General features: G+C 55.8%; 15 protein-coding genes. 4 read left to right on the forward strand and 11 right to left on the reverse strand.

The window, feature by feature from the left end; all coding sequences use genetic code 11:
* The 10 genes from Y5S_RS08645 to Y5S_RS08690 form a co-directional block, all read right to left on the reverse strand.
* A partial coding sequence (locus tag Y5S_RS08645; protein ID WP_035232263.1) for a DUF11 domain-containing protein occupies window positions 1-4409 on the reverse strand: 4409 nt, incomplete at its 3' end.
* A gap of 432 nt (window positions 4410-4841) precedes the next feature.
* Window positions 4842-6236 (reverse strand): AgmX/PglI C-terminal domain-containing protein, encoded by a 1395-nt coding sequence (locus Y5S_RS08650; RefSeq protein ID WP_035232264.1) that lies wholly within the window; start codon window positions 6234-6236, stop codon window positions 4842-4844.
* A 23-nt stretch (window positions 6237-6259) separates the two neighbouring features.
* On the reverse strand, window positions 6260-6745 hold the full coding sequence (locus Y5S_RS08655; protein WP_035232265.1) for an ExbD/TolR family protein: 486 nt from the start codon (window positions 6743-6745) through the stop codon (window positions 6260-6262).
* A complete protein-coding gene (locus Y5S_RS08660; protein ID WP_035232266.1) occupies window positions 6742-7230 on the reverse strand; it encodes an ExbD/TolR family protein in 489 nt (162 codons plus the stop codon). Before Y5S_RS08660 ends, Y5S_RS08655 begins: the two co-directional genes overlap by 4 nt.
* A gap of 10 nt (window positions 7231-7240) precedes the next feature.
* Entirely contained in the window at window positions 7241-7960 is a 720-nt protein-coding gene (locus Y5S_RS08665) for a MotA/TolQ/ExbB proton channel family protein (RefSeq protein WP_065130281.1), read from the reverse strand.
* A gap of 102 nt (window positions 7961-8062) precedes the next feature.
* Window positions 8063-8359, reverse strand: a complete 297-nt coding sequence (locus Y5S_RS08670) for a hypothetical protein (protein WP_035232267.1) — start codon at window positions 8357-8359, stop codon at window positions 8063-8065.
* Between the two features lie 11 nt (window positions 8360-8370).
* On the reverse strand, window positions 8371-8961 hold the full coding sequence (locus tag Y5S_RS08675) for a tetratricopeptide repeat protein (protein ID WP_052041480.1): 591 nt from the start codon (window positions 8959-8961) through the stop codon (window positions 8371-8373).
* Window positions 8958-12479: a tetratricopeptide repeat protein gene (locus tag Y5S_RS08680; protein WP_052041481.1), complete on the reverse strand. Its 3522-nt coding sequence runs from the start codon at window positions 12477-12479 to the stop codon at window positions 8958-8960. Before Y5S_RS08680 ends, Y5S_RS08675 begins: the two co-directional genes overlap by 4 nt.
* The gene (locus tag Y5S_RS08685) at window positions 12476-14422 is read right to left on the reverse strand and encodes a coiled-coil domain-containing protein (RefSeq protein WP_065130283.1); all 1947 of its coding nucleotides are present in this window, start codon (window positions 14420-14422) and stop codon (window positions 12476-12478) included. Before Y5S_RS08685 ends, Y5S_RS08680 begins: the two co-directional genes overlap by 4 nt.
* Before the next feature lie 3 nt (window positions 14423-14425).
* Window positions 14426-14932 (reverse strand): hypothetical protein, encoded by a 507-nt coding sequence (locus Y5S_RS08690; RefSeq protein WP_035232268.1) that lies wholly within the window; start codon window positions 14930-14932, stop codon window positions 14426-14428.
* A 326-nt stretch (window positions 14933-15258) separates the two neighbouring features.
* On the opposite strand from Y5S_RS08690, the gene Y5S_RS08695 reads away from it, so the two are divergent.
* From Y5S_RS08695 to Y5S_RS08705, 3 genes are all read left to right on the forward strand, one after another.
* Window positions 15259-16158, forward strand: a complete 900-nt coding sequence (locus tag Y5S_RS08695) for a YihY/virulence factor BrkB family protein (protein WP_035232269.1) — start codon at window positions 15259-15261, stop codon at window positions 16156-16158.
* 77 nt (window positions 16159-16235) lie between these two features.
* Window positions 16236-17474, forward strand: a complete 1239-nt coding sequence (locus Y5S_RS08700; protein ID WP_081939715.1) for a lytic murein transglycosylase — start codon at window positions 16236-16238, stop codon at window positions 17472-17474.
* Window positions 17475-17555: 81 nt separating this feature from the next.
* Entirely contained in the window at window positions 17556-18677 is a 1122-nt protein-coding gene (locus Y5S_RS08705; RefSeq protein WP_035232270.1) for a PQQ-dependent sugar dehydrogenase, read from the forward strand.
* A 1041-nt stretch (window positions 18678-19718) separates the two neighbouring features.
* Here the strand turns inward: Y5S_RS08705 and Y5S_RS08710 are convergent.
* The gene (locus Y5S_RS08710; RefSeq protein WP_035232271.1) at window positions 19719-22469 is read right to left on the reverse strand and encodes a membrane protein; all 2751 of its coding nucleotides are present in this window, start codon (window positions 22467-22469) and stop codon (window positions 19719-19721) included.
* A gap of 258 nt (window positions 22470-22727) precedes the next feature.
* Between Y5S_RS08710 and Y5S_RS08715 the strand changes: the two genes are divergently transcribed.
* On the forward strand, window positions 22728-24695 hold the full coding sequence (locus tag Y5S_RS08715; protein WP_035232272.1) for a CocE/NonD family hydrolase: 1968 nt from the start codon (window positions 22728-22730) through the stop codon (window positions 24693-24695).
* Window positions 24696-24698 lie beyond the last annotated feature (3 nt).

Below are 24698 nucleotides of genomic sequence, written 5' to 3' on the forward strand. Positions count from 1 at the left end.
GTCAGGCCCGCTGGCAGGGTGTCGGTGACGTTGGAATCGAAGGCCATGGAGGTACCCGTGTTCTCCATGGTGAGGGTGTACTCGATGACATCCCCGCCCGCTGCAGGGTTACCCGGGTTGGTCTGGTTGACTGCGCTCTTGGCGATGGCAAGCAGTGGCTCAACAATCGTTAGCGGAGCGGTCGGGATGCTAACCAGCGGCGTTGCTTGCCCGTCATAAACGTAGGACGCTTCGTTGACGATGGTGTCGCCATTGTTGGCGTTCACCGAGTTGGCAACGTGGGTGGTGAGAGTGATCAGTGCATCCTCACCGGCCTGAAGGGTACCAATATTGAAGACCGGGGTTTGGCTGGTCCCGCTGTTCACGGCGGGGACTGCGGCGGCACCAGCAATGGAGACCGTCGCATCATCCAATATCAACGCATCCGGTAGCACATCGGTGACAGTGACATTGTCGCGCACGATATTGTCGGCGGGCACCGTCACGGTGAACACCACCTGTTCACCCACTACCACCTCACCATCCGCCTGCCCCAGAACCGCCTTGACCGGCAGCGGGTTGGCGCTGGCGTTGATCATCCAGACCTGGGCTGTCGTTCCTGCGTATTGCTGACCAGTGCTGGCTGGCAGCGACCAGTAACTGTCCAGCGAGGCATTATTGCTCCAGGGAGTGGTGGTGCTGACATCGGTATTGAACCCGACGCTGTAATCCACTTGTACACACTGGCCCGGATTTACCGCTACGCCATCGTTGAACACGATACTGAACGCATCGCCACGGGCAGCGGGCGCGGTATAGGCATAATCGGTGGTAGCGGTCAGGGGCGCACCGCCCAACTGCACCACAGGTGAAACAGCCAGATCGGTATGATCAAACTGGCTGACAAGGGTATCGCTGATGGTCAGGTTATAGGCAGGCGCATCACCGTTGTTACAGGTCTCCAGCTGGAACTGCATGGTGTCTGCAGACAGGTCCACCTGATAGGGGTCCGCATTGGTGCCCGCACCCGTACGACCACCCACCGTATCCACTTTGCTGATATCGCTCATTACCGGCTGGTTAACGGTGGCAGGGATATCGCCGGAGGGCAGTGGAGCCGCTGCACCGGTGTAGTTCAGCTCTGCGCTGTTATTAATGACCTGAGTGTCGAGCTGGACCAGGGTATCCGGATCATTGGCCAACACTTCAGCCACCAATTCGATAACCAGAGTGTCATTGGTGTCATCGGCATCCGGGGTGTTGGTGATATCGCCGAGCAGCCAGCTGATGGCTCCGCGATCACCGGCCAGCGGCTCACTGGCGGGAGTAAAAGTAATATTGGCATCGTTGATGTAGTTGACACTCACCACTTCCAGGCCGGCAGGCAGAGTATCGGCTACCGTCACCGCTTCGGTGAGACCTTCACGCAGACTCAGGGTCAGGGCATAGGTGAGCTGGTCGCCCACCCGAACCAGACTGTCCAGATCAGTACTGAGAACACCACCGTCATTCCAGGTATCTGACTGAACCGATTTGGCGAAAGTCGTGTTATCCGCATAGGCCAACGTGCTGCTGGTCGAAGTAAAGTAGTTGTTCAGCCCCGCTGCATCAGGAGCATCTGCACCGTTACGCTCACCATCAACCGCACCGTCCTGGGATTGCCACTGCACGTCTACCTGGTTGATCAGGTCGCCGGTGGAAGCACCGTTAATCACCACTTGATAGGTGAGCACCAGGTCTTGGCTGACCGGAATATCCAGGCTCCCATCACCATTCAACGCCCCCCAGGTGAGTACGCCGGCGGTGACATCCGGATCTACCTGAGTCGTCGTTGCATTCAGCAAAATTTCAGCAGAACCAGGCACATAATTCACGCCTGCCGGCAGGGTATCGAAGATCGAGGTATCAAAGGCCGTGGAGGTGCCATTGCTGGACAGGGTAATGGTGTATTCCAGAGTGTCACCGCCCTGTGCCGGGGTGTTGCCGTCCAGGTTGACTGCGGACTTGGTCGCCGTGACTGCAGGCTCCACAATGGTAATGGGCGCCGTAGTGCTTTGTGTACCCGCCGGGTCACTCTGGGCGGCACCGTTGATGCGCGCGTAGGAATAGGTGGCCGTGTTACTGAAGCTCACACCATCCTGGTTGGCGAGGATATTCGCCACCTGCACTTCCAGAGTGATCTGCGCCCGCTCATTGGCCCCCAGATCCAGTCCTGTCACGTTCTCGGAAAGCAGATAACCGCTACCGGTGTCGGTAACGGTCAGGTTATACGAGGTTCCTGTCGGGACGCCTGCGCCATCGATAATGGTGGCTGTCGCCAGCATGGTGGTCGGCTCCAGCGCCGCCGGCAGCGCATCCTGTACCTGCACATCGTACAAGGGCGCAGCCACTGCGGTTTGCGGCACAGTGAAGGTGTACTCGAAAATCTCCCCGATAGGCGCTTCGGTGAGCCCAACCGGCCCCTGTTTCAGCAACGGGCCAGGAGAGATGATGCTGATGTTGGTGGGATCACTGGGCGGCGCCAGCGGATCGGCCTGGTTCACCACCCCATTCACGTTAGGGTCATCACTGGATGCCGTGACCGGGTTGGCCAGATCATCCTCAGCAGACATATCTGCCTGGTTGCTGGCCACATCCCCATTGACCAGGGTGTCGAGCAGGTCCACCTCGAATTCAATGGCAATGGACTGCTGGGCCGAACTGGGGGCTACATCAATAGCACCACTGACCGTCAATAGACCTGCACCATCAAAGGCACAGACCGTTGCACCCACTGGACAGGTGGCGGCATCCACAGTGGCCGAGCTGACATCAAAACGGGTCGGATCCAGCTGATCCGTAATGGTGACGTTATAGATTTCCTGATCCAGGTTGAACAAACGCACCCGGTAACGCAGACGATCACCGGGGATAGCGGTGAAGGCAGGAGAAATGCCACTGGTTACATTGCTGACGGTTTTTTCGAAATAGTAACCGGTGAGTGCCGCAGTGACTGAAGCCGCATCCTGGTTATCGTCGGTACCGACGGTGCCATCGGTACGCGAACCGGTGTATTCCACACGATTGCCATTGGTGCTGATGTCGTTATACCAGAGCGTGGCTGCGGCCACGTTGGTAAGCACAGCACCATTGCCCGGCTCATTGCTTCCCCCCGGCTGATCCAGTTGGCTGGTGTAATCGATACGCAGGATTTCATTGGCATTCAGCGCACCAGCAGAGTCCAGCAATTCGATTTCCAGCAAACCATCATTGGGGCCGGCGGTAGTGTAGGTCAGATCGTAATCCGACGGATCGAGCAGGTTGCCTGCAAGCGTAACCGTGAGGGACGTGGTCGGATCAAAATCACGCATTTCCAGCGGAATCTGGTCTTCCACCACAATATTCCAGGCCGGCGCACCACCGATATTTTGGACGAAGATGCTGTATTCCGGCATATCGCTGAAGTTCACTGCGGATGCCGTGGTGGTTTTTTCCACCTGCAAATCGGGCTGGGAAATACTCAGTAGCTGTGCGGTGCCGTTCTCACCCGGCAGCGGATCATAGAGGGTCCCGTCGATATAGCGGGAAAATTCCCATTCGGCCACGTTGGTGAAAATCTTGCCGACGTTATTCAGGGGGTCATCCGTCAACATCACATCAATAGCGATATGAATCTGGTCCCCCGGGGGCAGCGGATCGGGGTTAATTATCTCTATCGTGATAAACCCGGGCGCATTCGGCTTGCCCGGGGGGCTGGCGGGATCCAGCGTATAATCGACATTCTCGGTCATTGGCCCAAATGTATCGGAGCTCACGGTGACATTGAGCAATTCCAGATCCACCCCGAGGGTGCCGGGCAACATGTCATCTTCAATTTTGATGTTGCCCAGATCATTCAGGGAGCCATAACCCGGAATCACCGTGCCGCTGACCGGATCAAACAGAATCGGCACATCCAGGGTATAGCGGAACGGCACCCCCACACTCACAGACGTAATCGGGTTATCGCTCAGATCGGTCGCGTTCTTGTCGATCTTCTCTACCGGGATAATCAGATCCTGACACCCCGGCTTCACCGAGCTGAAGTCAGAGCCGTTAACCGCCCAGACAAATGCAGAGCCTTCCACATTTGCACAGGCAAAGTTACCGCCATAGCAGACATTCTCGAAGATAATCAGGGTGCCGGGCACATGGCTGGCAAAGTTGAGCGTGGAATTCAGCGGATCATCACAGGTGAAGTTCTTGATCACACAGGAGCGGTCAATAGAAAGCTGATCGCTGGGCCCGAACGGCTGGCCGTTATTGGCCAAGTCACCGGGGCCATCCAGCTCACAGCTGTAGACATCAAGGGGGTCGCTGCCCGGTACCGCAAAGTCGGACACACTAAAGGAGGCAGCCAAAACCCCACTGGAGAAGGCAACCAGGAACAGGGCCAAGAGCGCCTGCAGCACGCCAACATTCCCCAGATCACGGGAGCGCGGCGCTGAAACCCGGTTAGAGGACCTCAGCGAACAAAATGCATAAAATTGCCCGAGAACGAAGGTCCATTGCTGGCTTGGTGACATTTCCCCATCCCTCAGCAGCCGTCTCAGGAAAAGCTCTTTCTTCAACGCGGCGCCCTTTTTAAAACTTTAGTGTTATTTTTGAATGGTCGAAATTGCCATTCAGACTTTCGAGTCTAAGAAATTACTAGTATTAATACCGTGATATGACACGCACTTTTTCTGCCGAAACAACCGTTTAGGCGTCATTCCTCTAAAAAGTGATAAGAAGACTTTTGCATTGGATGAGCGGTAATCAGTGACGAAAATCAATAGGTTGCAGGCACAAAAAAGCCGGATCAGAGAAAAGTCTGACCCGGCTTGAGTGGGACTAGCCCAGATCTAGCCCGCTGGCAGGAAGTCGATCGGGTAAAGGATGGTTGTCTTCGGCACGCCTTCTTTCGCGCCAAAATTGAACATCTGTACCCGGGCCACCACCTTCTGCCCCAGGGTCGGCGAGTCCAGATCCGTGGACTTCACCCGGCAAGCAGACACGGACCCATCCGGCTCGATGGTCAGCTCCAGCACCATTTTGCCGCGCAGACTCGGGTTGTTACGCAGTTCCCGGTTGTAAATCCGGTATAGCGCCGACTTGTAACGGTCAAAGACAATCTGGATCTCTTCATCCGTACGGGAAGGCCCTGCGCCCTTGGTGAGCGGGCGTGCGCTTTCCTTGACGCTGGCCGCCACGGAACTCTGCACCTGCCCGGTGGACAGGCCGCTGCCACTGATGGCATTCCCGCCGCCACTACCAACACCGCCACGGCTGACCGCGCTGGCTGCAGCCACACCGCCACTACCACCTGCTGAAGCCGTAATAAGCGCCCTGGAACCTGCCGCCCCGTTGGCTGCAGCAGCACCCGTTGCCCGGCTGCCGGAGATTTTCGCCTCGGCGCCCAGGTTCGATGTCATGGAGTCATCCATCAGATCCGAGAACATATCGCTATGCGCAAGGACCCCTTTGGTCACTGCTTTCTCGCGCGCTTTCTTCACTTCTTCCGGCTTGGGCTCCTTCTTCGCCACCTTGGGCTCATCCGGCTTGGGCTCGTCATCCTGTTTCTTCTGCTCAGGCTTTTTCTCCACCGGCTTGGGCTTGGCCTTCTCTTTCACCAGTTTTGCCAGACGCTCCGGAATCTCGATTTCACGATCCGGATCCGGCGGCGGCAACACCCAGATAGCCGGAATACCACCGATCAGGAACATCAGCACCAGCGAAATCAATAGTGCTTTGCGCTGACGCTTCTCATCCTCTTCGGTCTTCGACCAGGGCAACAAGCCCGCCACAAAGATCTTGCTGTCATCTGCTTCACGCTCGATGACAAAGTCGAACTTGGAATTTTCCAGTTCTTCAGTGACTTCCGCCAGGTGGAAGTTCAGTTCATTGATATTGCCCTGCCGCCAAACAATCTTTTCCTGCAATGAACCTTGTGCTTCATCCAGCACCTTGAGCTCACTGTTGAATTGCTCAGCCACTTCACGGGTCGCCGCAATCTTCTGCTCGTGCTCCGCTTCGGACACCCCCTCACCCCAGAAAAGTGACGCCGCGCCCATTTCATGCAGCTGATCCAGTGATTCACAAATCACTCCCAGCAGCTGAAATTTCTGGCGTTGTGGAGCCTTCTCTGTCAGCTCGGTTTCAACTTTTCGCAGCTCTTCCTGAAGGTCAGCCAGCGCTTGTTGCTCGCTTTCTACCTGGCCTATCAGGTCCTGCTGTCGTCGTGCTAATGATGTATTCACAGGATCTGCCAATCTGGAAATTATTATTTCTGATTAACCGCAAGTGAAATCTTGGTGTATCCGGCAGCGGTACAGGACGCCATTACGCGTTTCATTACGCTGTAGTGCACCTTGCGGTCAGCCATGATCGTTACCTCAGTGCTCTTGTCTTCTTCTTCCTCAGCACCAAGACCGATGGAGCTCTCGCGGATTTCCACCATGCGATCACGAATCGGCACGATGATTCCACGGTCATTGGCGAGCACATCTTCCATCGAAACCACTGGCTCCCCTTTTACGATCACCTGGTTTGCATCCACCGTTACCACCAGCGTTTCCCGCGGCTTGGTTTCAACAATGGAGTCCGGCAACTTCACATCTTTCGGTGGTTCCAGCGGCGTATCCGACTGGTTAACCAACAGATAGAGCAGCAGGATGGTAAAAATATCCATCAGAGAGGTGAGGTTCAGGCCAGAGCCTGACTTGTTACCGATGCGCGCCAGACGACGCATACGACGCTGATTTCTCATGGCGCATCCCCTATGGAAATATCCGGGAACAACACCTCGGAAACATCAGGCGCGTCCTCTTCTTCCGACTTCACCTTGTAGATCTTTACCGTATCCATCACAGCGATCATGTCGTTGTATTCAATATCCGGCTCAAGCAGCACAGTGACGTCTTCCTTCTCCGGATGCTTTTCTTTTAAACGGCGCAGCTCATCGGTCAGCGATGCCAGGTCGTACTCGCCATCCTTGCTGGGAAAGCGGTCCGTAATGGAACGGCCGTTGCTGATTTCCAGCGCGCCTTTTCGAACCATCACTTCAATAGTGACCTTCGGCTTGTCCGAGACTTCCCCGCCGGAACCAGAAGGCAGATTCAGCTCCTGAATCGACACTTGGGAAAACACCGCCGTCGCTAACAGGAAAGGAATCAACACCACCATCAAGTTCATGAACGAAGTCACGTCCAGTTCCGCTTCCGGCAGCTGCTTTTTATGCGTTTTACGTGCCATGACTTACCACTCAGCTGGAGGCTTCGGCGGAAGTGTCGCCCTCGTCGTCCTTCGCGTTTTCGTCTTTTTCTGCCTCATTGGAAGCAGGCGTTGCCTGATAGCCTCGACGGGACAGAGTGCTGATCAGTTTCAGGGTTTTCACCGAAATCATTTCCAGGCTGCCGACAATAGCGGCGGTCTTGGAATTGACCATGTTGAAACACACCAGCAACGGAATCGCGGCGATCAGCCCGAATGCTGTGGTGTTCATGGCCATCGCGATAGAATTGGACAGCAGAGCGGATTTTTCTGCCGGGTTGGCGTTGGCCACCGCCTCAAAGGCAGAGATCAAACCGATAATCGTACCCAGCAGCCCCAGCAGCGTAGCCACATTAGCGAACATGGAGATGTACACCGTGCGCGCTTCCAGCTGCGGGGTGATTTCCATCATCGCTTCTTCCATGGCGATTTCGATATCGTCACGGCGGCGAACGGTACCCTGAACTTCCAGACCCATGGTCAACAGCTGACCCACAGCGGAGTTACTGGCTTCCACCATCTGGCGAGCCTTGTCGAACTCACCTTTCTGGAGCAGCGGATAAATATCTTCCCAAGTACGCTTGTTGGCGCGCTCGAGAAGCTTGAGCTTGATAAAACGTTCGACGGCAAACGCACCACCGATGATCCCCACGACAAGGATCGGGTACATCCAGAAGCCGCCATCCTGGAAAAATTTAATTACAACGTTCATGACTCACTCTTCCTCAGACCTTGATGGTTGATTGTTTTGCAAATTATCCGAAAACCCCGAACGGGCCTTTCTGCCCTTGGCAATGCCCCGCAACAGAAAGCGCTATTCGGCCTTGCCCTCAGTGCTTACCTGATAGAACTCCAGCTCGCGCATGAAAACCGGCTTATCCACCGGCACCATGTCTTCATTGAGCAAACTGGAAGTCAGATCTGTCTCCAGACCGATTTCCGACGTTTTCCAGGGCACGATGTACAGGGATTTTGGTGCGTCGTTATTCCCCATCACCGACATACCCGAAATTTCCTTGGTCTCCGGTTCTGGCTCTTCTGCCAAGACCCCGCCAGGCAATCCTGTTAGCAGGAGAGACAAATGGAGAGACAAATAAATAATCTTTTTCATGCTGCCTCCCTTTATTGGGTTCGCATCTGCAGATCTGAAATCCAGATCTTCACTTCTTCATCTTTCGGCGTCACTGCGCTGTAAGCCTGGTAGGCATCCAGGGCACATTGATAATCCTTTATGTAGATATCACACAGCACACCCAGATTTTTGTTGGCAATAGCAAACTCAGGATATTTTGTCAGGATTTTCTCGTAAGTCTGCCGCGCCTCGACAAACTGTCCCTTTTTCCTGAGGAGCAGTGCGTATTCATTGTTGGCAACAGGATTTCCCGGCTCAATATTCAGGGCTGCCTGCAATTCTTCTTCTGCCTTGTCCATTTTTTCCAGTTTTTTGTAGGCGATAGCCATATTGATATGCGGCACCGCACTGGCATTATTCTGGGCCACCAGCTGCTCAAGTTGATCAATTCCTGCCTGATAGTTTTCCTGCTCCATCTGCACCATCGCCGCATTGAACATCGCGGTCTGCTCTTCGTTAAGCACAACATTCTCGCCAGAGCGTGATGTGGTGGCGGTAGTAGCACATCCGCCGAGCAGCAGAGACAAGGTCACCGCCAGAAAAGTCGATAATGCGTGGCTACGCCGGCCTGCATTTCTCATAACGCGGACTCCTCCACTACTTCAGCGTCAGCGGCTGTATCAACAGGTTCAGCCGCCACCTCTTCCGGTGATTCCTGCACATCCACAACAGATTTGCTGTCAGGCTCCACAACGTTGGAGGACTCATCCGCAGGTGTCTCGCTGGCTTCTTCAGCAACCTCTGCCTCTGCCATAGCCTCCTCAGCAACCGGAGCTTCATCTTGGGCAAGCGAGGCCTCGCTCACGGCTGCATCATCTGCAGTCACCGTGGCTTCAGGTTCAGCTGCCTCTGCCTGCTTTTCCCCCATGCCTTCCTCTACGGCGTCACCGGCTTCGCCTGCGACTTCCGGCTCAACATCCATGGCTTGCGCTTCTGAGTCAGCCGCCGCTGCATCCATGGCAGCATCATCAGTTACGGGAACCGCTTGCACTCCCTGCACGTCCATAACCTCTGGGGCGGAAGCTGGCGCCGCCGCACCTTCGCCTGCCGGTGCGGCAGGCGCCACTGGCAACTGCGGACTCACCAACGACTGATAGCTGACATTGTTGACCATCGCGATAAAGCCGCTGCTTTCTTCAAACTTGGCGTAACGGCCCGGCATCAGACTGGAAAGTTTGACGATACTCTTGTCGACCCAATCGTTGTAAACGCCCACATCGATCAAGCCAACGTTCTTCTCGTGAATATCGATGGACTTCTCTTCGAACGGATAGGACTGTTCGTCGAGGAGAAATTCATACTGCTGCATCTCCAATTCACTTAGCCCACTCGGGCGCTCGGAGTTCAACAGCGAGCGACTGAAGTTGTAATAGATTTCCGCGATGTAGTAAGTCGCCGCTGCCGTGACTTCGCCGATTTCGTAATCCACCAGTTGGCCAAACGCCGCATTGGCCGCCTTCATGGCATCACGCTTGCGGCGCAGGCTGGACTCGAAAGGCTGAGTCAGCTTCAGCTCGGCAAATTCGGTGTACATCGGCTCGGTCAGGATAAGGTGTGAGGTACCTGCCAGATAACGCATCCGATCGGAACGATCTTCCGGTGCTGCCTGAGAATAAACGTAAACCAGCGCATTCAGCTCATTGTGATAGCCCGGGGTATCACCACGTTTCTTGAGAATACCGGCGATAGCATTGTGCATTTCCATTACCGGCTCCCGCGGTGCCGGGAAATAGGTAATGAAGCGGCGACGGACTTCGATAGCCTTGTCAGCGTTATCGACTTCCATATACAGATCCGCAGCCACCTTCAGCGCCTCACGACGAATACCCTCATCGTCACTCTCGCTTTCAATACGCTCGTATTCCGCCGCCGCCAATGCCAGCTTGCCATCTTCGCTATACACCTGAGCCAGCTTCTTGGTCACATCGGCCTGTAGCTCATGCTCCGGGTAGTTGTTGCGGAATGCCATCAACACATCGGCAGAACGAGTCCAGTCTTCCAGCTTGATCAGCGCAGTAGCGGCATCATAATCCGCAGACGGACGCAGCTTGGACTGCGGTGCAGCCTGGCCTACCCGCAGGAAGTGCTCAGCCGCTACCAGGTACTCGCCCTCGGCATTGGCCTGCTCACCCTGCTTATAGATAGCGGCTGCCAGGTTTTCTACCAACTCCTTGCGAGTCGGATCTTCCGGTGCGGTCAGATTCAATACGTTCTGATACGCCGCTTCCGCATCCGCAAATTGCTCCAATTCAAACGAAGAGTGAGCCACAATCAACCAACCAGAGCGGCGTTCTTCCTGGGGAGCCTCGGGGAACAACTCCAGCATCTTTCGACCGGTGGTCACCGCGAAGGCGTAGTCCTTCATGGCGAAGATATCTTCCAGCGCGGCATTCATCACCAGCGATGCTTTTTCGTGCTGCGGGAAAGTTTCAGAGAAACGCAACGAGCTGCGAATCACATCGCGTTTTACTGGATCCTTCTGCGCTTCTTCTGCCACTTCCAAATTTTTGCGGTGGGTGTACACGGCTGCGTAACCCGCTGCTGCCGCTTTTTCATGGGCAGGATAATCATAGGCCGTGCGCTCATACTCCAGGGCAGCCTCATGATAGGACTTGTTCTCCAGCAGCAGGTCCGCCAGCTGGTAGTTCATCACCGGCGCCTCGGCATCTTTCGGGAAAGAATCCAGGAACTCGTGATACCAATGCTGAGCCTCGACAAAATTGTCCGCACGCTGCTTCACAAAATCCTTGTTCTGGTACATGGCGTGGTAGTAATTCGCCAATTCAGTAAGCGTGGATTTCAGCAACGCCAACACGTCTGGATAGGCATCCACTTCAAAGTGCTGCCAGTAGCGGGATTTCAGACCATAACTGGTGGCGAATTCCTTATTGGCCTCGATAACCAACTTGGGAAAACCACCCTTTTTGTAGATTTCGATGACCCGCATATCAAAGTGTGGGGCCACTTTGTCATAGGGGTTCAACTCAACAAACGTCTTGTAGGATGCTGCCGCATCCGCATAGCGACGCTTCTCCAGATAGTGCTCACCCAGGTTACGGTAAATATCCACTTCATAGCTGCGCGAACCATGCTTCTTGAAGTAGTCCACCACAGAATCCGGGCCGCCCATCGCCGAGAAACTCAGACTGATCACGCGGAAGGTATCGTCGATACGCTTCTGTTCAATATCATCTTCCGGGTTTTCGAAGTCGTAACCGATGCTGATCTTGTGATCCAGCAACGCCACAAACTGGTTCATGCCCTCTTCGAGCATATCCTGCTTGTAGAAGGTCCACCCCAGCTTGTAGAGAGAAAGCTCGTAATAAAATGAGTCAGAACCGGCATTCACGATAGCCAGGTAGGCGTTTTCCGCGTCCAGATACTTCTTGCGGGTAAAGTAGTATTCACCACGACGGAACTGGACTTCATCAATGTAGTTCGAGTTCGGGTATTCCGCCGCAATGCGATTCATGACTTCAACGGCTTCATCCACACGACCCAGTTCTTCATAGGCGCGGGTCATCTGGTATAGCACCTGGTCATTTCGCTCATACATTGGGTACTTCTCAAGCAACTGCTTGTAGAGCCCAATCGCTTCTTCCGCACTCTGGTTTTCAAGACCGTTTGCCACCTGGTCTTCCGGCACTGCCCCCACCGTAGCCGGCATGTCGGTCTGGGTTGCGCGGTTTTCGAAATCCGATTCTGATTCCTGATCACCAATCACGGCGATGCCCGAGGCGGTTGCTTCACCGGCACCTGGCAGAGCAGATTTTTCCGGTGCATCCATGGCTGCCGATGCCCCGCCGGTTACTGGTGCGGTCACACCAACGCCGGGACTTTCGAAGGTGCCGTATTCACGCTCGATCTTGAGATCAGCAAGACGACGAATCGCCTCTGGCGTCATGGCAGACTCAGGGGTTTCTTCCAGGAAGTTCTGGTAGCCCTGCATGGCTTTTTCGATACCACCTTCGATCACTTCATCAGACAGATCGAGCTTCACATTGCGCAATTCAGCAATGGTGCCCTTCTCCGACACCGAAGCACAGGAGGCCAGCAATACGGACGCGGCCAACAGACTGACTACACGGGTTGGCATCATTGTGATTCGCCCTCCCCGCTATCCGCCTTGTTCTCTTCACTGGCCTCAATAATCTTTTTCTGCGCGGCTTCCTGCTGGGCCTTCACCGCCCGGTCGTAGCTTTCCGCCATGGCGAAACGAGCCTGAATTTGATACTGGTCAATGCGATCACGACGCTGTTGCAATTCATTGATCGCCATTTTTTCAAGCATGTGCCCCACGCCATTCATCAGATGCGTAACGGTCTTGCCGGCACGATCAATCTTCGCTCTGGCCCGAACAATCTGTGCCTCGTACCCCTGATAACTTTGCGTAGCAGCCTGACGGGTACGGACATAAGAGGCATAGATGGTTTCCATCCGTTGCACATCCACTTCCAGCTCTTTCAGGTGCTGAAAGGCTTCCGTCAGACGATCCTGGTAGTCCAGATTGACATTCCAGCTCAACACTCCGCGCAACCGCTTGATGCGACGGCGCGCTTCCTCACCTGAGGGACTCTGGTCGTTTTGATATTGCTGCTCCAGCTGATCGAGCTGCATACCAACAATTCGCTCATCTGCGGTAATCAGCATTTCCGGGCGGGGCGCCACCAGCAGTCGCTGAAGGCGATCACGAATACTGTCCCGTTGCTCCATACGCAACAGGATACGGGAGTCCAATTCACGGAAGCGGGCATCAATACCCGGCAGCAGAGGCTCGTAATAACGGCGGCGCATTTCGATCAGATCTTCATAGGCGGCCAGATCCTCCTGCCAGGCAATCATCCGCCGACGCATGTCTTCCAGGTCCAGGTAATTTTTCAACAACACCTGAAAATCATTGGACGCCATCAAATCCATCAAATAGTAGGTTTCCGGGGTTTCCGGTAATTCACGCAGGCGCACCAGCCAGTTGCTGTCCAGCTTGATCTCTTCGCGCACCATGGCCCTGAAGAAATTACCGTTACGGATGCTCTCGATGGAATCGTTAAGACGTGTTCGCTCCACACCAAAGGCATCCAGCGCGCTACCGTAAAGCAGTGCGGCTTTGCCATGCATTTCCAGATTGGCGTAGGAATAGGGGACGCCCAACAGACTTTCCTGGACCGCCTTGTTGGTGGGGTTACGCTTGAACAGAATGGTCCACGGTACCAGCGCCCGGTCAAAACGCTGCAGCGCCACATCGGACCAGCCCGAGCCCAACAGAGCCTTGTTGGAGAAGGGCCCTTCAAGGCGCACCCGGTCCAGATACTGCTTGGCCTCTTCCGGCTGCTCCGCCTCCAGCAGCCGATAACCCAGTACCAGGTTGGCCTTGTCCCGAATCCCCAGAGAGGGCTCATCTTTCTTGCTGACCTGGATCTGACCGGTCTTGTCCAGCTGATTGAGACCTTTCTTCTCTTCACCAGAAAGGATCAGGGCAATACCCAGGTTATAGCCAGCAAACCCTTCGTAACCGGAAACGTTTTCCAGCTTTTCCAGAATCTCGATAGCTTCTGAAAAACGGCCATTCACCGTATAGATCTGGGCTCGCAACAACCGCTCATCATTACGAACACTTTCCGGTACCGTGCCCTCGATCCGGTCGATGGTATGTACCGCATTCAGCTTTTCGCCTTTCTCATAAAAAATACGCGCCAGCCGATAGGCCGCTTCATTCTTGATCTGTTGATCTACATCGCCTTCCAGCACCGCGTTGATGGCGCGGCCCGCCTTGCGGTGCATGCGATAGGACAGCTCGAAATCCCCCACCGAGAATTCGGCATGGCCTGAGTCGATGTGCAGGGGGTCCAGTCGCTGTTCGTCTACCCGATAGTACTGCTCCAGCTCGGCATCCAGGCGGGAGATAGCATCAAAATACAGCCCCTGCTCGGCATAATAGAACGCCTCCCCCAGGAACAGGTCCCGGGGCTGGGAGTCAGAAGAGTCTTCCGCCCAGGCCGGCACCATGGCGCACAGCCCGAACAGCACAATGTGACGGAAAGCCATGAATTACCGGTCTTTAAAGTTAATGGTGTTACCCGAGCCAAACAGGGAAATTTCCACCAGACGCGGGCCCTGCTCCTTGGTAAAGGTGTGGCTCGCAGTTTCCTGGAAATCCTGACCGGAAACGGTCACTTCCAGCTTGTGCTGGCCGGCGCGAACATTGCCGGTGTAAATGCGCTGCACCCCACCCGCCTTGAGCGCCTCCAGCTCTTTAAAGGTATAGACGTGATGCATCACGTCTTCGCCATCCACCCTGATATCCACAGAGTCCACACGCGCATCCTGTTCGCCCGCCATGGACACAAACACTGAAACCTGGGTATTGGAGGGGTAGATCAGTTTTTCTTCTAGCTGCAGTAGCTCAGTAGAAATAGCCAGCACGTCCTGCTTAATGTCCTGAACTTGCTCGTCCAGACCCTTGATCTTGTCACGGGATACATCATCCGCTGCCGCCACCCACTGCGCCAAAGTCAGCATCACCGCCAGCGAAAACACTCTAACTACTTCAAACATAACGTCCCCAGGGAGCATCCCTTAAGAATTCTTTTAGTCCATCTGACCATGACCGGATCACCAAATCCTCCGACTGGTACACATTTCTGTAAGTTGAAAGCATTATTTTTTGATATATAACAAGTACCTAGCCACCAACTTTAAAGCATGATATTCAAATGAAACATATTGAATAATCCTGCCAAAACAAAGGCGACCCACCCCGCCCTGACTACCGCTCATGCGGCGCGCTACGGTTTTCTGTGAGCCACATCACGACTCCTCTCCCCCTTCCCAGCCCCCATTCGGTGCGGCACACTGCCCCAACTGGCGGAGAACCGAACATCATGCGCGACCACCTCAACAGTGGATTTACCATTCTCAAACGAGCCATCAGGCTTTGGCTGGACAGCAATGCCGGCAGCTACGCGGGGTCGCTGGCGTTTTTCACCCTGTTTTCGCTGGCACCGGTGATCATTCTGGCGGTCAAGGTCACCTCACTGGTGATGACCAGCGACGCTGCCATGGCTGAGATTCTTGCCCAGCTGGAAAGCACTGTGGGGCCTGCTGCCACGGAGGAAATCCGCAATCTGATTGCCAAGACCCAGGCCCCGACCCAGGGCCTGCTGGCAGGGGCATTGAGCTTGTTGGTGATCATCATCGGTGCCACTACCGTATTTGGTCAGATGCAGCACTCCATGAACACCATCTGGGAAGTCGCTCCCCGGCCCTCACGCAATACCATCATCGCCCTGATCAAGAGCCGGCTGCTGTCCCTGACTGTGGTGATATCACTGGGATTCGTACTGCTGGTCTCCCTTCTACTGAATGTGATCGTTCACTCACTGATGGCCTACGCCGGCCACTGGCTACCCTTTCACGGCAGCCTGGCTGTCGCCATGGAGATGCTGGTATCACTGCTGGTCATCACCCTGCTCTTTGCCACCATGTTTCGGGTCTTGCCGGATGTGGTCCTGCGCTGGAAAGATGTCCTGCTGGCCGCCCTGATTACCGCCGTCCTGTTTTCAATTGGTCGCGCCCTGATTGCCCTGTACCTGACTTATACCGCCACCGCCTCCACCTATGGCGCGGCCGGCTCACTGGTGGTTCTGCTCATGTGGGTGTATTACTCCTCCATGATTTTGCTGTTTGGTGCCGCCCTGGCCCGAGCGATATGCGAACACCGCAATGTGACCATCCGCCCACGGAATACTGCCATTCGAGTGCGCCGAGAACTGGTTCACTGAGTTTTTTACAGCCCTGCCCGACACGGGCAGGTATCCTTGGCATTTACCCTTTGTCCACCTTGCTGTTCGGAGAGTGCATGTTCGCTGTACGCCTGCTTCCCCTTGTTGTCCCCGCTCTGCTTTTTATTCAGCCTGCCCATGCTGCCAAGGAAACGGCCTCGAACACTGAAGCCACCCTCACCGAGGAAAGCTTTCGCCAATGTGTGAGCGATCTGCAGCATCAAGCCATCAAGGCCGGCGTTGCAGAGCAAACCGTCAAGGACAGCCTGGCCAAAGTGAGCCTGAACCAGAAGGTCATTGAGCTGGATCGCAGCCAACCGGAGTTCACCAGCAGCTTCGCCGACTACTACACTCGTCGGGTCAGCGATACCCGGGTGAAGACCGGCCGAGAGCGCTACCGTGAGTTGCAGCCATTGCTAAAGGAGCTGACCCGCGAATACGGAGTGCCGGGCCACTATCTGGTGGCGTTCTGGGGGCTGGAAACCAACTACGGGGGCTATCTGGGCTACATCCCTACCCTGGACGCCCTGGCCACCCTGGCCTGCGAAGGTCGGCGCGGCGAATACTTCACCGGAGAACTGTTTAACGCCCTGCGCATTGTCGAGGCTGGCGATGCCCGCGCCGACACCATGCAAGGCTCCTGGGCCGGCGCCATGGGCCAGACCCAGTTCATGCCCGCCATTTTCCTGCGCTACGCCACAGACCATGATGGCGATGGCCGTCGCGATCTGTGGGGCAGCCGGGAAGACGCTCTGGCGTCAGCGGCCAATTTCCTGCGTGATCTGGGCTGGGTGAAAGAGCAGCGCTGGGGCAGGGAAGTCAAACTGCCGGAAAACTTTGATTATCAGCTCACCGGCTTTGCCCACAAGCGCAGCCTGACCGACTGGGCGAAGCACGGCATCACCATGCCCAATGGCCAGCCCCTGCCTGCCGCCGAGATGGAAGCTGCCGTGATTGTGCCTTCCGGCCACAACGGCCCCGCCTTCCTCGCCTATGATAATTTCCGCGTGATCATGGGCTGGAACCGCTCAGAGGCCTACGCCATTGCTGTAGGCCGGCTTGCTGATCGCATCGCCGGGGCGGGCACGCTTGCCCAGCCGCCAGTACCCGCCCCCCGTCTCAACCGCGAACAAGTGACCCTGGCCCAGCGGGTACTGAACAGCCAGGGATTCGGTGCGGGCAAGGAAGATGGCTTGATGGGCCCCGGCACCCGCAAGGCCATTGCCCGTTACCAGCAAGCCAACGGCATGGTGCCTGACGGCTTTCCGGACGCTGAAGTCCTGAATGCATTGGGCATTCTCGACGACAGCCAATAAGCCACTCCAAATCATCGGCGGTGGGTGACCCTCACCCGCCGTCCGTGGCATGCTCTGGATTCGATTCAAGCGGAGCGAATCATGCGTCCTGTTCTTGTCACCTTGCTGGGCAGTCTTGCCCTCACCGCCTGCGCCGACAACAGCGCATCACTATCACCCCAGACAGATGACACCATCATCGCCAGCGAAATTGGCAGTGGCCTCCATCACCCTTGGGCACTGGCTTTTGTTTCTGATAGCGAATGGCTGGTGACCGAACGGCGCGGCACCCTGCGGCGCCTGGTCGATGGCTCCTTGCACTCCACTCCGGTCAGCGGGGTGCCAGAGGTGGTAGCCAAAGGCCAGGGTGGCCTGATGGACATTGGCCTGCATCCTGATTTCGCCAACAATCAACGTCTGTACCTGAGCTATGCCAAACCTTGCGGGGATAACGGCGGGACCACTGCGGTCGGATATGGCATCTACAGGGAAGGCACCCTTTCCGATTTCCGCGATATCTATGTGGCTGAAAAATCCTGCACCAATACCGCCAAACATTTCGGCGGCAGAATCCTGTTCGATAATGACGGCTACCTGTTTCTGAGCATCGGCGATCGCGGCCAGCGCGATCGAGCCCAGGACACCAGCGACCCGGCAGGCAGCGTTCTCAGGTTGCGCGAGGATGGCAGCATTCCCGCTGACAACCCGCTGGCCGGACAGAAGGGCAAGGCTGCCGAAATCTGGAGCTGGGGCCACCGTAATCCGCAGGGCATGGCACTGCACCCGCAAACCGGCAAACCCTGGCTGAATGAACATGGTCCCCGCGGCGGTGACGAGATCAACGCCCCCGAGCCGGGCATCAATTATGGCTGGCCGGTGATCACCTACGGCCGCGAGTACTATGGGCCAAGCATCGGTGACACCGAAAAGAAAGGCTATGCCCAGCCGCTACTGCACTGGACGCCGTCCATCGCGCCCTCAGGTATGGCATTCATCACCAGTGACCGCTATCCGGACTGGCAAGGTGACGTGGTCAACGGCGCCCTGAAACTGGCCCACCTCAACAAAGTCACGTTTGACGGCACTACCCCCACCCGCGAAGTTCGTCTGCTGCAAGACCGCAACGAACGCATCCGTGATGTAAGACAGGGACCGGACGGTTATCTGTACCTGCTCACCGACAGCAGCAACGGCAAGCTGCTCAGACTGGAACCGGCGGAATAGAGAATCAGAAGCGAGTTTCGAGTTTCGAGTTTCGAGTTTCGAGTTTCGAGTTTCGAGTTTCGAGTTTCGAGTTTCGAGTTTCGAGTTTCGAGTTTCGAGTTTCGAGTTTCGAGTTTCGAGTTTCGAGTTTCGAGTTTCGAGTTTCGAGTTTCGAGTTTCGAGTTTCGAGTTTCGAGTTTCGAGTTTCGAGTTTCGAGTTTCGAGTTTCGAGTTTCGAGTTTCGAGTTTCGAGTTTCGAGTTTCGAGTTTCGAGTTTCGAGTTTCGAGTTTCGAGTTTCGAGTTTCGAGTTTCGAGTTTCGAGTTTCGAGTTTCGAGTTTCGAAGAGCAAACCCCACACTAAGCGCAAGCCAAAGCTTTTTCTTGGTTCGTCGCGGATTAGCGGGAAAGGCACTATTCAGCCCGACAGCTGACGCAAAACCCGACTCGCCAGAAGGTCAATACCGTGGGAAGGTGCTTGCACGCGAAGGGTTAAAAAGATTCGCGTGCAAGCACCCTCCCACAGCGTTGTTGCCAGCCATTAACCCTTGGCGTACCAGCACCAGTCCACATTCACGCAGGAAGGCTATTTCGCGGTCGCACGCCCGCTCCCACGGCGAGTGGGTAATCACCCCATCTTTAGCGTTTGGGCGAACTGTTGCACCTGTGGGAGCGGCGGTTCCGCCGCGAAATACCTTGCCAGGCGCTACCGCGCATCGTGGCCGAACGTCCACTCCCACAACACACTCAACCCCATGCCGGTCACTGAACGAGGGAGCGTCGCTGGCGGCGCGACAACCCACATCGTTAATAACTGATTTGCCACTGAGCACACAGGGTCCACAGAGAAAACCTGTCTTTCCTCAGTGAACCCTGTGCCCTCTGTGGTGAAAAGGCTTTTGATCCTGGTCTGGGATCGCACCGCCACCGAGCGCAGCGAATAACCGACGCTACGGCAATGAGAGGGAGATTAAATCAGGCTTTCCCGGAAATCCGCGATGAACCTTTGTCTTTTACGCTTTTGATTTTCGCAACTCGAAACTCGTCACTCGAAACTCACCCCTTCAGAACCCCACCGACGTCACCAGCTGGAAACTGCTCTCGCTGGTGATGGTGTCATCATCGGTATAGGCATACTCAAACGCGAAGCGCAGCGGCGCGCGGTGGAACAGCAACAGTTCCGCATCCAGCCCGACAATCGCCTGATTCAGTTCCAGCTCCACCGGGCCGAAATCCAGATCGTAATGACGATAGCGCAGGTGCAGTGCCTCACGACGCAACGACACCGGGAACTTGAAGGAATACCAGGGCAAGTTGATCACCTTGGAAACACTGGCTTCGCCAAACGCCACCTGCTCTGCATAGTAGGTGCCTTCCAGCGCCGGAATCACAACCCGGGAAGGATCGTTGGCGATGAAGTCCTGCTGCTCGTCCAGCTCCACACCACGACGTTCAAACTGATTGATTGCCGCATCGCTTCGGGATAACTGACCACGGGCACCCAAATAGAACTCGGCCGGCAAATCGGTCATCAGACTCAGGGTTCCGCCATAGGTAGCGTCATCCCGGTCGTCCACTCCATAACCGGTAATACCAAAGTGCTTGTTGGGCAGGAAACTGTTACCAAAACGCGTAGTGCGATTGAGACGCCAGGTCCCCGCCAACGGTTCACGCTCATCCAGGTGATAATCCTGATACCAGGTGCCAGCCAGCTCGCTGTACCAGTAACCGGACTGCAACATCGGCAATCGCAGCTCGGCACTCAGCCCATGGTCCCGCGCCTCTTCCGGGAGAGCCTCCCGGTCCAGTTGATCGTCCTGCACCCAGTATTGTTTCACCCCACCAATGAGGAAAAACTGGCTGTTGTTATAGCCCACCCCTGCCAGCTTGGTGAGATCTTCATCACGATAGGCAAACAGGGAAAATTCATTCTGTTCCAGCGGATCCGCGAAACGCACATTGACGTTGTACAGGGTATGCGTGTCCGTCTCGTCCTGCGGCGTGCTCTCATCATCGTCTTCCACATACAGGCTGGCGGAAAGATCGGTGGCGCTGTAGCGCATGGCAGTCCAGGAGTGATAACGACGATCCAGACTCAACGCCTGTGGTTCACTTTGCACCGTCAGGTTGTCCGCCGCGCCTTCCGCGGTATCCCAAAGCAGCGTCCGCTCCACCGGGGCTGCCACCTGCGGCTGCAACGGCTTGAGGTAGTAACCGTAATGATCCGCCTGAATCGCCACCGCCAGCACCTGATCATCATCCAGCAAGCGGGCACCGACGATATCGTCCTCCGCCAGCACCCGGCTCACCGCACCCCCTTCGGCAGCAACCCGGTACAGGGTTGAACCTAGCTCGCTGTTGGCCACAAACAATACCCGCCCCTGGCTGTCCACATCCGCTATGACTCCGTAGTAACCCTGGTACTGATACAGCGCGGTGCGGTTACGGAACAAAGTGCGAGTGGAGCCGTCCTGTACGAAGTAATAGAGATCGTCCCCTTTCACTTCCACGCCGGAGTTGACCTGGGCATAGAAACGGTCGCCCACATACAGCTGTGGCTGATCGTAGGAACTGGCCACATCGAAATAGACCGGCTCCCCCGCAGCGGTATAACCCTGCATGATTCGGCCGCGGGTCTCGTCATTCAGATAGGCACTTTCACTGTACAGCCCCTGATAAATCCGCCACGGCGTGCTGTAGGCACTGGCAACGGACCAGGTCTCGCCGTCATGCCTAATCAGCTCGCCCGCCCGATATGTGGAGCGCTGTTTCTGCACCTCCCCGTTTTGCCGGTTCAGCACCACATGGAAAGGGGCACGGACATCTTCGGGGCTGGCGAGAAAAAAGATCTCCTGATCATCGCTGTTCAGCGCAGTGAAGTGTTTGGAGGTCAACAACGGCTCACCTTCGCTGACCACCGCCAGCTGTGCCTGCTGCTTCTGCTGGTTGGCCCAGTCGGCAAAGGTGTTGTCGAAATTGTTGCCGATGGCGGTGCGCAGCGGCGCATTGGTGACAAAGGGCAGGTACCAGTAGCGAGAACGCACCTTGAAATAGCTGTTGGTGGCATCCAGCCCGTAATTATCCGCCAGGTAATACTGGTAGTGACTCCCCACCACATAACTGGCCTCCCCGTAGGGGAAATACAGCGTCTGGTTGTAGACCCGCTCCGGCTCAAGATAGCCGGCCCTGGCCTGGGCGTTTACCAGGGCATCAAAACGGCCGCTGTAAAGCCGGCCACCATTACCGTGACGGGATTCGTTAAGTACCGCATTGCCTTCCAGCATGAAAGAGGACTCAAAGGCGTTGGGCACAATGGCAGGAATGAAGGGCGTCATCAGACTGCCGTTGCCGAGCAGCTTGTGCAGGGCACTGGACACCTTGTTGTCCTTGGCGTTGATCTGATAGTTATGCGCCGTCTCATGAAACAGCAGCACATCCAGCCAGGAGGTAGTGGAAAAGTAATCTACCGCCGCCGCGCCGCCCACATAATTGATCTGGCGATTGTGCGGAAACTGGGTGGAAAAACCATTGGCAATCTGGTTGTTGTCGGAGATTAATCCCACATACAACGGCGAGTCCATCTGATAGCCAAAAGTGGCCTCATAATCAGGCTGTAGATGTTGCTGAGCGCCAGCCGCATGTTCCGCAAAGCCCTTGTTCTTCTCGGTGAAAATCAGCTCGGTATTACGCACCGAAGCCTTGTAATAAGCGTCATCATGGGGCACGACGGTTTGGTTGCGCTGCACCAGGGTTTCAGCCTGTACCAAGCTAACCGCCATCGCCCCCAACAACCCCAGACTGAACGACCCTCTCATCCTGCTACCTCATTCCTGACCGGAGCCAATACTCAAGCAGAACATTCCGCCAGCTCCATTACACATTCTCACAAAAATTACCGAACGAACCAGCACGCGCCACTGCACATCAACTGAGCCACACCGAGTCACAATCTAACCTTTGTCTCGGTCGACCCGACCTTCTTTTGCCTTAGGGCGGCGCCGGGAATGCCTTGCAGGTGTATAACGAGTCATCTCGGCTACCTCCTTCATTCGATAATAACGACGAGGCCAGCCATGCAAATCCCTACCCTGTTCCCGCCTCGCGGGCTAGCAGCACTCACTCTCACTATCAGTCTTGCAGCCTGTGGCGGCGACAGCAGCAGTTCCGGGACACAAACACCCGATGCCAATACGTCCACAGCGATACCCAATGTCAGCGAACCGGCGCCAGAGCTTCCTGCTTCCGAGCAGGCCAACTTGATCTGGCCAGACGCCTACCAACGGGCACAAGACTACCCAAACACCGTAACCCTGCCACAAAAGCTCATCACCATGCGTGACGGCATTCGCCTGGCAGCCACGGTGACTCTGCCGGCAGACGCCGCAGGCAACCCCATCAATCAGCCGTTACCCGTTATCGCCACCTTCACTGGCTACAACCAGTTCTACTCCGCGGGTGCATTTGCTGATAACGAGCTGGTGCAAAGAGGGTATGCCTACATCACCGTAGACATGCGTGGCACCGGCGCTTCGGAAGGCAGCTGGCAGGCATTCAGCCAGATTGATCATGATGATATTGCCGAGCTTTTGGACTACATCACGATACAACCCTGGAGCAACGGCACTATCGGCATGAATGGGGCTTCCTACATGGGCATCACTGGCCTTCTGGCTGGCGCCAGTGAAGACCCGGCAGTGAAAGCTATTTTTGCCGTAGTCCCCATGGGGGATGCCTATCGGGATGTGGTTTTTGGGGGCGGGCAGATCAACGCAGGCTTTATTCCCCTATGGATTACGCTGGTTACCGGACTCAGTCTGATTCCCACCCCTGCGGGGTTTGACAATAACGACCCGAGCTATGCACTGACGACCCTGCTGCAACACCTGCAAGGCGCACTGACCGATTTTCAGCTACCCGTTGTCGCTGGCGCTCTCATCGGCGACGAAAACCGTTATGACACTGAATTCTGGCGCATCCGTTCTCCACTGGAAATAATCGACAAGGTCAGCGCTCCCACCTTTGTGGTGGGTGGATTGCACGATATTTTCCAGCGAGGGGAACCGCTCATCTATGAAGGCCTCAAGGCGCATACCAATGCCAAACTGCTGATCGGTCCGTGGACACATCTGCAAGGCTCATTTGGTGAAGGCTTGCCGGCCGATGGCGTTCCTGATCTGGCCAATATTCGCCTGGCCTGGTTTGATCATTACCTCAAGGGTATGGATACCAGCGCTGATAGCTATCCACCGGTCACGCAGTACTACAAAGGCAGCGAGCGCTATGTCACCGCCTCAGACTGGCCTCACCCTGAAGCCCATGCAGAAACATTCTACCTGCATGGCAAACCCCTTCTGCCATTGCTGGGCACCATTACCCGGCAAGCACCAGGCGCCAGTTACCAGACCAGCCTTTTACAAACGCCTCTCAACGGCCTTTGCTCAGCCAGCGCCAGCCAGTGGACCGCAGGTGTACTGGGTATGATCACCCCTCCCTGCGCCGAGCAGGACAACCTGACCAATCTGTTGGAAGCGGTCTACACCAGCGAACCCCTACCCGAGGCAATGGCCATCAATGGTCCGATTACCGGACAGATCTGGGCTTCTACCACAGCCTTCGACACCAATGTAACCGTGCGCATCAGTGTAGTTGATGAAAACGGAATTGCCCGGCCACTAACCCATGGCATCCAGATGGCATCCATGAGCGCCAACGATCCAGAACGCGCCCGCTACATGGATAACAAATTGATCCAGCCCTGGCATCCGTACAGCGCTGAAAGCCGCCAGACCATTACCCCGTTCAAACCGTTTCTGGCTGACGTAGAAGTCTTCCCCACCAGTGCGGTGATTGCGGCAGGTGAGCGTCTGCGTGTTAGCGTAGGGGCCAGCGATCTTCCCCATGGCATCAGCCCGATCCCGGATCTGCTGACAAGCCTGCTGGGGGCATTGACCCTCTACAGCAGCCCCAACATGCCATCCCGTGTGAATATTCCCTTGGTACCGACAGAGTCAGTGCAATCGCATTTCAACCCGCAAAGCTGAAAG

Source organism: Alcanivorax nanhaiticus (genome assembly GCF_000756665.1).
GTDB classification, from domain to species: Bacteria; Pseudomonadota; Gammaproteobacteria; order Pseudomonadales; family Alcanivoracaceae; genus Alcanivorax; species Alcanivorax nanhaiticus.

Bases quoted from the DNA above. Each gene is read 5' to 3' on its own strand.
- Y5S_RS08690 (WP_035232268.1), bottom strand. From the start codon at position 14,932: ATGTTTGAAGTAGTTAGAGTGTTTTCGCTGGCGGTGATGCTGACTTTG.
- Y5S_RS08680 (WP_052041481.1), bottom strand. From the start codon at position 12,479: ATGATGCCAACCCGTGTAGTCAGTCTGTTGGCCGCGTCCGTATTGCTG.
- Y5S_RS08670 (WP_035232267.1), bottom strand. From the start codon at position 8,359: ATGAAAAAGATTATTTATTTGTCTCTCCATTTGTCTCTCCTGCTAACA.
- Y5S_RS08655 (WP_035232265.1), bottom strand. From the start codon at position 6,745: ATGAGAAATCAGCGTCGTATGCGTCGTCTGGCGCGCATCGGTAACAAG.
- Y5S_RS08675 (WP_052041480.1), bottom strand. From the start codon at position 8,961: ATGAGAAATGCAGGCCGGCGTAGCCACGCATTATCGACTTTTCTGGCG.
- Y5S_RS08665 (WP_065130281.1), bottom strand. From the start codon at position 7,960: ATGAACGTTGTAATTAAATTTTTCCAGGATGGCGGCTTCTGGATGTAC.
- Y5S_RS08685 (WP_065130283.1), bottom strand. From the start codon at position 14,422: ATGGCTTTCCGTCACATTGTGCTGTTCGGGCTGTGCGCCATGGTGCCG.
- Y5S_RS08695 (WP_035232269.1), top strand. From the start codon at position 15,259: ATGCGCGACCACCTCAACAGTGGATTTACCATTCTCAAACGAGCCATC.
- Y5S_RS08710 (WP_035232271.1), bottom strand. From the start codon at position 22,469: ATGAGAGGGTCGTTCAGTCTGGGGTTGTTGGGGGCGATGGCGGTTAGC.
- Y5S_RS08700 (WP_081939715.1), top strand. From the start codon at position 16,236: ATGTTCGCTGTACGCCTGCTTCCCCTTGTTGTCCCCGCTCTGCTTTTT.
- Y5S_RS08705 (WP_035232270.1), top strand. From the start codon at position 17,556: ATGCGTCCTGTTCTTGTCACCTTGCTGGGCAGTCTTGCCCTCACCGCC.
- Y5S_RS08660 (WP_035232266.1), bottom strand. From the start codon at position 7,230: ATGGCACGTAAAACGCATAAAAAGCAGCTGCCGGAAGCGGAACTGGAC.
- Y5S_RS08715 (WP_035232272.1), top strand. From the start codon at position 22,728: ATGCAAATCCCTACCCTGTTCCCGCCTCGCGGGCTAGCAGCACTCACT.